Annotated in this window: 10 protein-coding genes; 6 read left to right on the top strand and 4 right to left on the bottom strand. The window is 59.1% G+C overall.

All coding sequences use genetic code 11. The annotated features are described in order from the left end of the window. Positions 1 to 18 precede the first annotated feature (18 nt). Together trxB and ald are read right to left on the bottom strand one after the other, a co-directional pair. On the bottom strand, positions 19 to 978 hold the full coding sequence (gene trxB / locus ABD997_RS03805) for a thioredoxin-disulfide reductase (RefSeq protein ID WP_345315685.1): 960 nt from the start codon (positions 976 to 978) through the stop codon (positions 19 to 21). A 107-nt stretch (positions 979 to 1,085) separates the two neighbouring features. Beyond that, positions 1,086 to 2,204 carry an alanine dehydrogenase gene (gene ald, locus ABD997_RS03800; RefSeq protein WP_345315684.1) on the bottom strand — a complete coding sequence of 373 codons (1,119 nt, stop codon included), beginning with the start codon at positions 2,202 to 2,204 and terminating at the stop codon, positions 1,086 to 1,088. 181 nt (positions 2,205 to 2,385) lie between these two features. Here ald and lrp point away from each other — a divergent pair, with 181 nt between their 5' ends. From lrp to serS, 6 genes are all read left to right on the top strand, one after another. Beyond that, positions 2,386 to 2,895: a leucine-responsive transcriptional regulator Lrp gene (lrp, locus tag ABD997_RS03795; protein WP_345315683.1), complete on the top strand. Its 510-nt coding sequence runs from the start codon at positions 2,386 to 2,388 to the stop codon at positions 2,893 to 2,895. 163 nt (positions 2,896 to 3,058) lie between these two features. Further along, positions 3,059 to 5,509 carry a DNA translocase FtsK gene (locus tag ABD997_RS03790; RefSeq protein WP_345315682.1) on the top strand — a complete coding sequence of 817 codons (2,451 nt, stop codon included), beginning with the start codon at positions 3,059 to 3,061 and terminating at the stop codon, positions 5,507 to 5,509. Then, positions 5,509 to 6,114: an outer membrane lipoprotein periplasmic chaperone LolA gene (gene lolA / locus ABD997_RS03785; protein ID WP_345315681.1), complete on the top strand. Its 606-nt coding sequence runs from the start codon at positions 5,509 to 5,511 to the stop codon at positions 6,112 to 6,114. Before ABD997_RS03790 ends, lolA begins: the two co-directional genes overlap by 1 nt. Beyond that, complete coding sequence (locus tag ABD997_RS03780) at positions 6,111 to 7,439, top strand: replication-associated recombination protein A (RefSeq protein ID WP_345315680.1); 1,329 nt, start codon at positions 6,111 to 6,113, stop codon at positions 7,437 to 7,439. Before lolA ends, ABD997_RS03780 begins: the two co-directional genes overlap by 4 nt. Next, complete coding sequence (gene crcB, locus ABD997_RS03775; protein ID WP_345315679.1) at positions 7,432 to 7,806, top strand: fluoride efflux transporter CrcB; 375 nt, start codon at positions 7,432 to 7,434, stop codon at positions 7,804 to 7,806. The genes ABD997_RS03780 and crcB overlap by 8 nt, the downstream gene beginning before the upstream one ends. A 207-nt stretch (positions 7,807 to 8,013) precedes the next feature. Next, the gene (gene serS / locus ABD997_RS03770; RefSeq protein WP_345315678.1) at positions 8,014 to 9,303 is read left to right on the top strand and encodes a serine--tRNA ligase; all 1,290 of its coding nucleotides are present in this window, start codon (positions 8,014 to 8,016) and stop codon (positions 9,301 to 9,303) included. Positions 9,304 to 9,468: 165 nt separating this feature from the next. Here the strand turns inward: serS and pyk are convergent, their stop codons facing one another. Together pyk and ABD997_RS03760 are read right to left on the bottom strand one after the other, a co-directional pair. Continuing rightward, complete coding sequence (gene pyk / locus ABD997_RS03765) at positions 9,469 to 10,905, bottom strand: pyruvate kinase (RefSeq protein ID WP_345315677.1); 1,437 nt, start codon at positions 10,903 to 10,905, stop codon at positions 9,469 to 9,471. 144 nt (positions 10,906 to 11,049) lie between these two features. Beyond that, positions 11,050 to 11,904, bottom strand: a complete 855-nt coding sequence (locus tag ABD997_RS03760; protein WP_345315676.1) for a MurR/RpiR family transcriptional regulator — start codon at positions 11,902 to 11,904, stop codon at positions 11,050 to 11,052. Positions 11,905 to 12,067: the final 163 nt, after the last annotated feature.

The raw sequence follows: 12,067 nt of genomic DNA, 5'->3' as shown, positions 1-12,067 counted from the left end.
GTCTGCTCACGGTTGTGATTAGGATTGTTTCAGGCCGTCGAGATAGCGTTCGGCATCCAGCGCCGCCATGCAACCCGTGCCGGCGGAGGTGATGGCCTGACGATAAACATGATCCATCACATCTCCGGCGGCAAATACGCCGGGAATGGAGGTCTGGGTCGCGTTGCCGTTCAACCCGCTGTTTACCACAATATAGCCATCTTTCATTGCCAACTGACCTTCAAAGATCCCCGTATTCGGGCTGTGGCCGATGGCGATGAAGGCGCCGTCGACGCTAAGCTCTTCGGTGGCGTCACTGTCGGTGGCTTTGATCCGGACCCCGGTTACGCCCATCTGGTCTCCCAGCACTTCATCCAGGACGCGGTCGGTGTGCAGCACGATGTTGCCGTTTTCAACCTTATCCATCAGGCGGTCTACCAGGATCTTTTCGGCGCGGAAACTATCACGGCGATGGATCAGGTGCACCTCGGAGGCAAGGTTGGCGAGGTAAAGCGCTTCCTCTACCGCAGTATTACCGCCTCCGACCACGGCAACCGGCTTGTTGCGGTAAAAGAAACCGTCACAGGTGGCACAGGCGGATACACCGCGACCTTTAAACGCCTCCTCGGAAGGCAGGCCCAGGTACTTGGCGCTGGCCCCGGTGGCGATGATCAGGGCGTCACAGGTGTATTCGCCACTGTCTCCTTTGAGGCGATAGGGACGCTGGTTCAGGTCCACTTCATTAATGTGGTCGAACAGGATCTCCGTCTCGAAGCGCTCCGCATGCTGGTGCATGCGCTGCATCAGGTCCGGGCCGGTGAGGTCGGCAGCGTCACCGGGCCAGTTTTCCACTTCCGTGGTGGTGGTGAGCTGTCCGCCCTGTTGCATGCCGGTGATCATCACCGGATTGAGGTTTGCCCGGGCGGCGTAGACTGCGGCGGTGTAGCCGGCAGGCCCTGAGCCCAGGATCAACAGTTGGCAGTGTTTGACTTCGCTCATCTGTTACTCCGTGTTGTGCATTCGCGTTGCGGCGATTGTAAGTAAATGGCCGGATAAAAGAAACGGGAGCTTAGGCTCCCGTTGCGATGAATAACCGATTGCCCTAATCAGGCTTTAACCAATCCGTAGGGATCGTGGTACTCGTAACCGAGTGCCTCGGCGACCTCCTCACAGGTGATCTTACCGTCGATGACGTTAAGCCCCTTCATCAGGTGAGCGTCGTCGAGCAGCGCCTTGGCATACCCTTTTTCCGCCAGTGCAATGATGTAGGGCAGGGTGGCGTTGTTCAGTGCGAAGGTGGAGGTGCGTGGCACAGCCCCGGGCATGTTGGCTACACAGTAGTGCACCACATCGTCAACCAGGTACACCGGATCTTGGTGAGTGGTGGCTTTGGAGGTTTCTGCACACCCACCCTGGTCAATGGCCACATCCACAATGGCTGCGCCGGGCTTCATGTTACGGATGTGCTCACGGGTGATAAGCTTGGGGGCTGCGGCGCCGGGGATCAGTACCCCGCCAATAACCAGGTCGGCGCCGGTGATGTGTGATTCCAGCGCTTCGGCGGTGGAGTAGAGCACCTTGGCGCGATTTTCAAACTGCTGGTTCAGATCCCGCAGTACGTTGATGTTGCGATCCAGGATAGTCACGTCGGCGCCCATGCCGACCGCCATCAGGGCAGCGTTACGGCCAACCATGCCACCGCCGATCACGACAACTTTCGCCGGCTCAACGCCGGGAACACCCCCAAGCAGCATGCCGCGGCCCTGGTGAGATTTTTCCAGTGCCTGGGCACCGGCCTGGATAGACATGCGGCCGGCAACCTCGGACATCGGTGCCAGCAGGGGCAGGCCGCCTTTGGCATCGGTAACGGTCTCGTAGGCGATGCAGATGGCACCGCTGTGCACCAGGTCTTCCGTTTGCGGCGCATCCGGCGCCAAATGGAGGTAGGTAAAGAGGATCTGCCCGGGGCGCAGCATGGCACGTTCCACTGCCTGCGGTTCCTTTACCTTCACAATCATCTCAGCCTGGGCAAACACCTCGACAGCGCTGGGCAGGATGGTGGCACCGGCGCTCACATAGTCTTCATCGCTACACCCAATGCCGATGCCAGCCTGGGTTTCCACCAGTACCTGATGGCCGCGCTGAACCAGTTCGCGAACGCTCGCGGGTACCATGCCGACACGGTATTCGTGGTTTTTAATCTCTTTGGGTACACCGATAATCATTGTGAAGTTTGCCTCTGTTATTCGTTATGTTCTATTTGCTGGCCTGTGAACATATTTGTTATGTTTTTCTTGGCCTTGGGCGCGAAGTTAGTATATTCTGCGTCTGGGAGGATTTCTCCCACTATATTTGGGTGCTAATGGAGTAAAATCCCGCCTTAGACGGGAGTTAAGGAAGTTTTGTATGGCATATAACAAGAAAAAGCCGCTGAAAGAACTTGATAGAATCGACCGAAACATCCTGAATGAACTGCAAAGGGATGGTCGGATCTCCAATGTTGAGTTGTCCAAGCGAGTCGGTCTCAGCCCAACCCCTTGCCTCGAACGTGTTAAGCGCTTGGAACGCCAAGGATTCATCCTTGGATACACTGCGCAGGTTAACCCCCACTACCTCGGTGCCTCCCTGCTCGTATACGTTGAAATCTCCCTCAACCGGGATACCCCCAATGTGTTTGACGACTTTAATGCGGCGGTGATGACACTGGAGGATGTTCAGGAGTGTCACCTGGTTTCTGGTGATTTTGACTACCTGCTTAAAACCCGTGTCAGCGATATGACCGCCTACCGCCGATTGCTGTCTGAAACCTTGCTTAAGCTGCCATCGGTGAAGGACACCCGCACCTATGTGGTGATGGAAGAGGTCAAGCAAACCAGCCGCGTACAGATTGCCTCTAATGCCCCCATGGTGGCCTGAGTCCGCGCCCAGCGTTGCCAGAGCAATAAAAAAGTGCCCGCATGGGCACTTTTTTATTGGCCACTGTTATTTTGTTGCTCACTGACGCCCCCGCCCTCATGCATACTGACAGGGAGTTTGCTAAGGTAGCGCCTAATAATAGCTTTTATCTTCAAGGACTCAGATGACTAAGTTAGCGCCGTTGACTGGTTGGCAGCGATTGCTCGAGGGCGGCCTTATCATCACCACTCTGGCGGCGCTCTTCACCCTCTTTGCCCTGGCGACCTACCATCCGGCCGACCCGGGCTGGAGCCAGGTACCCTGGGATGGCCAGATCAGCAATATCATGGGGATGGCCGGTGCCTGGGTCGCCGATGTTTTGCTGTTTGTGTTTGGCATCACCGCTTTTGTCATTCCCTTCGTTGTGGCCATTGTCGGATGGTTGGTATTCCATCAGGCTTACCATCTGACCAAGCTGGATTATTTTTCCATTGGACTGCGTCTCATCGGTTTCCTGCTTACCACCATGAGCATCGCCGCCCTGGCGGCTCTGAATGCCGACGATGTGCACTACTTCTCCTCTGGCGGCGTCCTAGGAGACGTGGTTGCCGGGATGATGATCCCCGTTTTTAACCTGACGGGCACCACACTGCTGCTTTTGGGCGCGATTGCCGCCGGGTTCACCCTGATGACCGGCGTCAGTTGGCTTACCTTGGCGGAGTGGGTTGGCAGAGGGGTCACGTCGTTGGCGCTGGGCCTGTGGCGGCTGCCTCAAAGGCTGGCGCGGCATGCTGACGACAGTGATGATACTCGCGGGTTCATGGAGGTGTTTGAGCGATTCAAGCAGCCGCAGGAGCCGGGCGAGCAGGAGCCGGTGGCCACAGCGCTTGCTTCGACCCGAAAGCAAAGCAATGAGAGCGCACGACGGGTCGAACCGGCGCTTTCTGAGCCGGCTGAAGGGGCCGTGTCTCCGGCGGATGCAATGATAGAACCCGTAGTGACCCCCCCCTGGCAGACCGATGAGTCCAAGGGGGAAGCCGATAACGGGGAAACGGAGATCGATGGTGCGCTGGAGCCCTATCTGGCAGAGGCTCTGAACCGGGATCGCAACGCGCGGGGGCGAAGTGAGCTGCCCAAGGCCCCTTCGGCCCCGATGCCCACCCTGGAGCTGCTCGATCGGCCGAACAAGACGGAAAACCCTATTACCCGTGAAGAGCTTGATGGGATTGCGCGGTTGGTGGAGGCCAAGCTGCTGGACTTTAACATCCAGGCGACCGTTGTCGATGTGCATCCCGGCCCGGTGATCACCCGTTTTGAGCTGGACCTCGCACCCGGGGTCAAGGTCTCCAAGATCAGCAACCTTTCCAAGGACTTGGCTCGTGCCCTCTCCGCTGTCAGCGTACGTGTGGTGGAGGTGATACCGGGTAAATCGGTGATCGGCCTGGAGCTGCCCAACAATTCTCGCGAGATCGTCTACCTGCGTGATGTGTTGGCGTCCCCTGCCTTCGATGCGGCCAAGTCCAACCTCACCATGGTGCTGGGACAGGACATCTCCGGCCAGGCGGTGGTGGTGGACCTGGCGAAGATGCCCCACTTGCTGGTGGCGGGCACCACAGGCTCCGGTAAGTCCGTCGGCGTCAACGTGATGATCCTGAGCTTGCTCTACAAGTCCAAGCCGGAAGATGTTCGCCTGATCATGATCGATCCCAAGATGTTGGAGCTCTCCGTTTATGAGGGGATCCCGCACCTGCTCTGTGAAGTGGTGACGGACATGAAAGAGGCCTCCAACGCCTTGCGCTGGTGTGTCGGGGAGATGGAGCGTCGCTACAAGCTGATGTCGGCCCTCGGCGTGCGCAACCTGAAGGGGTATAATGCCAAGGTGGTTTCCGCCCAGGAGGCCGGCGTGCCGTTGACCGACCCCTTCTGGAAACCGGAACACTCGATGGAGACCGAAGCCCCAGCATTGGAAAAACTCCCCTCCATCGTGGTTGTGGTGGACGAGTTTGCCGACATGATGATGATTGTCGGCAAAAAGGTGGAGGAGCTGATCGCGCGCATCGCCCAGAAGGCGAGGGCGGCCGGGATCCACCTTATCCTGGCAACCCAGCGCCCCTCGGTGGATGTGATTACCGGGCTTATCAAGGCCAACATCCCGACCCGCATCGCGTTCCAGGTCTCCAGTCGCATCGACTCCCGAACCATCTTGGATCAGCAGGGCGCTGAGCAGCTGCTGGGGCAGGGGGACATGCTCTACCTGCCGCCGGGAACCGGTGTGCCGATCCGGGTTCACGGCGCATTCGTGGATGATCACGAAGTGCATAAGGTGGTGGCGGACTGGAGTGCCCGGGGAACACCGCAATACGTGGATGAGATCCTCTCCGGTGAAAGTGGCGGGGAGTCGATCCTATTGCCCGGGGAGAGTGATGAGAGCGACAGCGAACAGGATCCGCTCTACGATGAGGCGGTGCAGTTTGTGATTGAGTCGCGAAGGGCCTCCATCTCCAGCGTACAGAGGAAGCTGAAAATCGGTTACAACCGCGCGGCGCGTCTGGTAGAACAGATGCAGGAGAGCGGCTTGGTGAGTGCGCCCGGCCATAACGGCAACCGCGAAGTATTGGTACCAGGACAGAATTGATGAACAAAGTGATACCGACGCTGCTTATCGCGTCCCTTTTCCCCGTCACCGCTGTCTGCGATGACGATGCCCAGTCGCTGCAGCAGCGGCTGAGCCAACTGCCCCACTTCTCTGCCGAGTTTCACCAGCAGGCCCGGGATTTCGATGACAACCTGGTACAGGAAAGCCAAGGCCGCCTGGCACTGTCCGCGCCGCTGCGGTTTCGGTGGGAGCAGGACACGCCGGAGTCGCTGCTGCTGGTGAGCGATGGTGATGCGGTCTGGTTTCATGACCCCTACGTGGAGCAGGTGACGGTCACCTCCGTGGATCAGGCCGTTGCACAGACGCCACTGACCCTTTTGGCCTCGCAGGATCCTAAGATCTGGTCACAGTGGCAAATTCAGCAGCAGGCGAGTTGCTACCGCCTGACCAGTGATGCGCACCCGGCGGTAAGCATGACGGTCTGCTTTGAGGGCGATGCGATCCGTTCGCTTCAACTCGATGATGCCCAGGGCACCTCGACCGTGATGGAGTTGCAGAACTTCTCGACTGAGGCGGTCGATAGCGCCCAGTTTACTTTTGCCCCACCGGAAGGGACCCTGATCGACGATCAACGGGGATCATGAGTACACTCAGCTTCCAGTTCGGTCCGGACTTTCGCCCTCTGGCGGCGCGAATGCGTCCCCGGGATCTGAGTGAGTACATTGGTCAGGCGCACCTGCTGGCGCCGGGCAAGCCGTTGCGTCAGTCACTGGAAGCGGGCCGAGCCCACTCCATGCTGCTTTGGGGTCCCCCGGGTACTGGGAAAACCACCCTGGCGGAACTGGTGGCCAGCCATTGCAATGCCCATGTGGAGCGGATCTCCGCGGTCACCTCCGGAGTGAAGGAGATCCGACAGGCGATTGAAAAAGCCAAGGAGATCGCCAGCACCCATGGCCGTCAGACCCTGCTGTTCGTGGATGAGGTGCATCGATTCAACAAGAGTCAGCAGGACGCCTTCCTTCCCCATATAGAGGACGGCACGGTGATCTTCATCGGTGCCACCACCGAAAACCCATCGTTCGAGATCAACAATGCGCTGCTCTCCCGAGCACGAGTCCACCTGATAAAGCGGCTCACGTCGGATGAGATTGTTCAGATCCTTCGCCAGGCGATGTCCGACCGTGAACGTGGCTTGGCGGACCGTGGGCTGGTTCTGCCGGAGGAGGTGGCCAGCGCGTTGGCCTCCCTGGTGGATGGCGATGCCCGTCGGGCCCTGAACCTGCTGGAGTTGATGGCGGAGTTGGCGGGGCAGGGGAACCTTACCCTGGCACACCTGGCGGAGGTGGCCGGCGAGCCGGTGGCCCGTTTCGATAACCGGGGCGATCAGTTTTATGATCTGATCTCCGCCGTGCATAAATCGGTGCGCGGCAGTGACCCTGATGCGGCCCTCTACTGGTATGCCCGCATTCTGGAGGGCGGCGGTGACCCCCTTTACGTGGCCCGGCGGGCCCTGGCGATCGCCTCTGAGGATGTGGGGAATGCGGATCCCCGCGCCATGTCGGTGGCCCTTGACGCCTGGGATTGCTTCCACCGTGTCGGTCCCGCGGAGGGGGAGCGCGCCATTGCCCAGGCCCTGGTGTACTTAGCCTGTGCGCCTAAGAGTAACGCGGTTTACCGCGCCTTTGCTGCTGCCCGCGAGATGGCCCGCAACAGTGGCGATCTCGAGGTGCCCATTCACCTGCGCAATGCGCCGACGAAGCTGCTCAAGACGCTGGGCCACGGCAGTGAGTACCGTTATGCACACGATGAGCCGGGCGCCTATGCGGCGGGGGAGGTCTACCTGCCCGAGCCGCTTAAGGGGCGCCGTTTCTATGAGCCCAGCGACCGGGGCCTGGAGAAGAAAATTTCCGAGAAGCTGCGATTGCTCGCCCAGTGGAACGCGGCCAGCGGGAAGAAACGCTATGAGTAACTGGTTGGCGGTGGCGCTCGGCGGCGCGCTGGGGGCGACGCTGCGCTATGGCACCTCGTTATTGATGCTACGCCTTGTCGGCACGAGTTTTCCCCTGGCCACCTTGCTGGTTAACGCACTGGGCTCGCTGGCCATGGGGGCGCTGTATGCCCTATCGATGCAGGTGGCACTCTCCCCGACGCTTAAGGCCTTTATCGGCGTTGGACTGTTGGGGGCATTGACCACCTTTTCCACGTTTTCAAATGAAACGGTCCTCTTGATGCAACAGGGGCACGGACTGCGGGCGCTACTCAATGTCGTGCTTAACCTCGGCGTCTGCTTCACCATGGTGTACATCGGTCAGCAGTGGGTCGCTACGCAGCAGTGACGGTGCAGACCCCGGGACAAGGGGGTTAACTGCCTAGTGAAGCAGCATTAGTTGTGTCAGCCCCGATGTCGTTCCCGCCTGTTGTATGGTAAAGTTCAGGCACTTTGTGTTCTGCCCATTTCGAGTCTGAGCGCCTGTCTGCGTGATGCGGTACTGTCCCGTTGGCAAGGAGGGCGAAGGTTCACCACTTAAGCGACTTTAAGCACTATGTTAGATAGCAAACTTCTGCGCGCCGATCTGGCGCAAACCGCCGAGCGGCTGGCCAGCCGAGGCTACATTCTCGACGTTACCCGTTTGACCGATCTGGAAGAGCGCCGCAAATCTTTGCAGGTGGAGACGGAACAGCTTCAGGCGGATCGCAACAGTCGCTCCAAATCCATCGGACAGGCCAAGGCCCGGGGAGAGGATATCGCGCCCTTGCTGGCACAGGTTTCCGAACTGGGTGCACAGCTGGATGCCAAGAAGGTAGAGCTGGCCGAGCTACTGACCGAGCTGGATAACATCGCCGCCGGGATCCCGAACCTTCCGCATGAGTCCGTGCCCCTGGGCGATGATGAGGATCAGAATGTCGAGGTGTTCACCTGGGGCTCGCCTCGTGAATTCGACTTCGAGGTCAAAGATCATGTGGATCTCGGCGAGGCGATTAACGGCATCGACTTTGGCATGGCGGCCAAGCTCTCCGGCTCCCGATTCGTGGTGATGCGCGGCCAGGTGGCCCGGCTGCACCGAGCGCTGGCTCAGTTCATGCTGGACCTGCACACCACCGAGCATGGCTACCAGGAGATGTATGTCCCCTACCTGGTGAACGCGGACAGCCTCTATGGCACCGGCCAGTTGCCCAAGTTCGGTGAAGATCTTTTTCATACCCAGCCGCTGTCCGAAGACAGCGATCGGGTGCTGTCACTGATACCGACCGCCGAAGTCCCCCTGACCAACTTTGCCCGTAACGAGATCCTGGATGAAGCGCAGCTGCCGGTGAAAATGACTGCGCATACTCCCTGCTTCCGCTCCGAGGCGGGCTCCTCCGGCCGTGACACCCGTGGCCTGATCCGACAGCACCAGTTTGACAAGGTCGAGCTCGTCCAGCTGGTGAAGCCGGAAGACTCTATGGCTGCCCTGGAAGAGCTGACCGGTCAAGCGGAGCAGGTCCTACAACGCCTGGGTCTGCCCTATCGCAAAGTGGTGCTGTGCACCGGTGACATGGGCTTTGGTGCCACCAAAACCTATGATCTCGAGGTGTGGGTACCGAGCCAGAACAAGTACCGTGAGATCTCGTCCTGCTCCAACATGGGGGATTTCCAGGCTCGTCGTATGCAGGCTAGGTTCCGCCGCAGCGGGGAGAAGAAGCCTGAACTGCTCCATACCCTGAACGGTTCTGGCCTGGCGGTTGGCCGTACCCTGGTAGCCATCCTGGAAAACTACCAGCAGGCGGATGGTCGTATTGAGATCCCCGAGGCCCTGCGCAGCTACATGGGCGGCGTCAGCCACATCGGTTAAGGCAGCCTCTCGGCGGTGGGATAAAGCTATCTCCCTGCCAAAGAGAATGACGGATCCGGGCCTTATGGCCCGGATTTTTCTTGACTTTCTGCTGACGCCGTCGGATCTGAAGGGCTAAAAAAACCGGCTTACAAGCCGGTTTTTTCTTGGGACAGGATGCGCGGTTCAGCTTACCGTGATGACTTTACAGGTGTTGGTGCCACCGATGGTTTCCATCATGTCGCCCTTGGTCATCAGCAGCAGATCACCGGTTTGAACCAGGCCCGCCGCCTTGGCACACTCCAGCGAGGCCGCAACCACGGTATCTTCGTTGTGACTGCTGGAGTCAAACTCCAATGGGATCACACCGCGTACCAGGGCCAGGCGGTTGAGAGTGTTGGTATGACGGGAGAGGGCGATGATGGGCAGATTGGAGGTGATCCGGCTCATCAACTGGGGCGTGGTGCCGGACTCGGTCAGCGCCACGATCGCCTTAACGCCGGCCAGATGGTTGGCGGCATACATGGTCGCCATGGCAACGGTCTCCTCGACGGAGTCAAACATCTCGTCGATACGGTGTTTGGAAACCGACACCTGAGGGTGGGTCTCTGCACCCAGACAGACACGGGCCATCGCCTGAACCGTCTCTTCAGGGAAGTCGCCTGCGGCGGTTTCGGCGGAGAGCATTACCGCATCTGTCCCGTCGAGGACAGCATTGGCGACGTCCATCACTTCGGCACGTGTCGGCATCGGGCTGGAGATCATCGACTCCATCATCTGGGTGGCGGTGATCACGATCCGGTTCAGCTGACGACTGCGTTGGATCAGTTTTTTCTGGACACCGACCAACTCGGGATCGCCAATCTCGACACCGAGGTCGCCCCGAGCCACCATCACGACGTCGGAGGCGAGGATGACATCATCCATCGCCTCGTCGTTGGCCACCGCTTCCGCCCGTTCCACCTTGGCCACGATAGCGGCATTGAGACCGGCTTTCTGGGCCAGTGAGCGTGCGTAATCGAGATCCGCACCGGTGCGCGGGAAGGAGACCGCCAGGTACTCACACTGGATCTTGGCGGCGGTCAGGATGTCCGCCTTGTCCTTGTCGGTAAGTGCAGGGGCAGAGAGGCCGCCACCGAGTTTGTTGATCCCTTTGTTGTTGGAGAGCGGGCCGGCAACGGTCACTTGGGTGTGGACGGCGTTGCCGACCACTTTTTCGACCTGCAGCTGAACCCGGCCATCATCCAGCATCAGGATATCCCCGGGGCTGACATCTTGCGGCAGCGCCTTGTAGTCCAGGCCAACCCGGGTTTGATCCCCTTCGCCTTTGGGCAGTTCGCTGTCGAGAATGAAGTGATCACCGAGGGCGAGCTGGATCTTACCCTCTTTAAAGGTGGATACCCGGATCTTCGGCCCCTGGAGATCCCCCAATATCGCGACATGCTTGCCGTGACGGGCCGCGATATCGCGAACCTGTTGGGCGCGCTGAATGTGGTCTTCGGGACTGCCGTGCGAGAAATTCATCCGAACCACGTTGGCGCCCGCCAGGATCACCTTCTCTAAATTATTGTCGCGGTCCGTGGCCGGACCTAGGGTGGTGACGATCTTTGTACGTCTGGGCATGAGGGGCTCCGTCGGCGTATGAGTATGGAAAGTTCAAACAGAAATTGACTACAACTCTGAAATAAAACAACAAGCAGTGCAAGCCACATTACCGGCCTGAATACGTATTCAGACCGGTAATGTCTACATTTTAGCCGTGGTGATTTAAGGTTGAGCGGACTTGTCGAAACGCGACTCTTTCAGCGCCTCTTTCACACGCTTGAGATTCTCTCGGAACCGCGGCCCCCGACGCAGGGTAAAGCCCGTGGCCAGCACGTCCACGGCGACCATCTGGGCCAAGCGCGAAGCCATCGGCATGTACTGGTCGGTGTCCTCCGGCACATCCATGGTGACGGCGATGGTGCACTCTCTCGCCAGTGGACTGTCCTTGGCGGTGACCCCGATCACCTGGGCATGGTTTTCCCGGGCCAGGCGGGCGATCTCCACCAGCGCCTTAGTTCGGCCAGTGTGGGAGAAGAGCACGATGACGCTGCCCTCACGGGCGTTGATGCAGCTCATTCGCATCATCAGTACGTCGTCGAAGCAGGAGACGGGGATGTTGAAGCGGAAAAACTTATTCTCCGCATCGTGGGCGACCGCCGAGGAGGCACCGAGGCCGAAGAAGGAGATCTGGTCCGCCTGGGTCAACATGTCGACCGCCTGGTTGATCACTTGAGCATCGATGGTCTGTTTGGCGCTGTCCAGCGCCGCCATGGAGGACTCGAAAATCTTGTTGGTGTAGGCCTCGGCACTGTCGCTGGATTCAACGTGACGGGAAACGTAGGGGGTGCCGTTGGCGAGACTCTGGGCCAGGTGCAGCTTGAAGTCTGGAAACCCCTTGGTGTCGAGGCGGCGGCAGAATCGGTTGACGGTTGGTTCGCTGACATCGGCCATTTTAGCCAGGGTGGCGATGCTGCATTGGATCGACAGTGGGGGATCTGCCAAGATAACTTCCGCAACCTTGCGTTCCGATTTACTGAAATTTGCCAGATTTTTCTGGATCTTATCGATCGTATTCATAATGCGGCTGAGACTCTAATCCGTGGGCTATGGTTTATTGGATTACCCGCATTGCAAGGGCGCCGATGCCGCTTCACACTGCGTCCGACAAGCTTCCGCAGCGGGGGCCGGGTCGGAGCTTGTATATTACTAACACAATTGTAATTTAGCCAGTATGAGTCAG

It is taken from the genome of Ferrimonas gelatinilytica (assembly GCF_039544205.1).
GTDB lineage: Bacteria > Pseudomonadota > Gammaproteobacteria > Enterobacterales > Shewanellaceae > Ferrimonas > Ferrimonas gelatinilytica.
The sequence above is the reverse complement of the archived record's forward strand: the minus strand, read 5'-3'. Positions and strand labels throughout refer to the sequence as shown.

What these genes read in the sequence shown, in the direction of transcription:
- trxB (WP_345315685.1), bottom strand. Translation starts at nt 978, where the DNA reads ATGAGCGAAGTCAAACACTGCCAACTGTTGATCCTGGGCTCAGGGCCT.
- ald (WP_345315684.1), bottom strand. Translation starts at nt 2,204, where the DNA reads ATGATTATCGGTGTACCCAAAGAGATTAAAAACCACGAATACCGTGTC.
- lrp (WP_345315683.1), top strand. Translation starts at nt 2,386, where the DNA reads ATGGCATATAACAAGAAAAAGCCGCTGAAAGAACTTGATAGAATCGAC.
- ABD997_RS03790 (WP_345315682.1), top strand. Translation starts at nt 3,059, where the DNA reads ATGACTAAGTTAGCGCCGTTGACTGGTTGGCAGCGATTGCTCGAGGGC.
- lolA (WP_345315681.1), top strand. Translation starts at nt 5,509, where the DNA reads ATGAACAAAGTGATACCGACGCTGCTTATCGCGTCCCTTTTCCCCGTC.
- ABD997_RS03780 (WP_345315680.1), top strand. Translation starts at nt 6,111, where the DNA reads ATGAGTACACTCAGCTTCCAGTTCGGTCCGGACTTTCGCCCTCTGGCG.
- crcB (WP_345315679.1), top strand. Translation starts at nt 7,432, where the DNA reads ATGAGTAACTGGTTGGCGGTGGCGCTCGGCGGCGCGCTGGGGGCGACG.
- serS (WP_345315678.1), top strand. Translation starts at nt 8,014, where the DNA reads ATGTTAGATAGCAAACTTCTGCGCGCCGATCTGGCGCAAACCGCCGAG.
- pyk (WP_345315677.1), bottom strand. Translation starts at nt 10,905, where the DNA reads ATGCCCAGACGTACAAAGATCGTCACCACCCTAGGTCCGGCCACGGAC.
- ABD997_RS03760 (WP_345315676.1), bottom strand. Translation starts at nt 11,904, where the DNA reads ATGAATACGATCGATAAGATCCAGAAAAATCTGGCAAATTTCAGTAAA.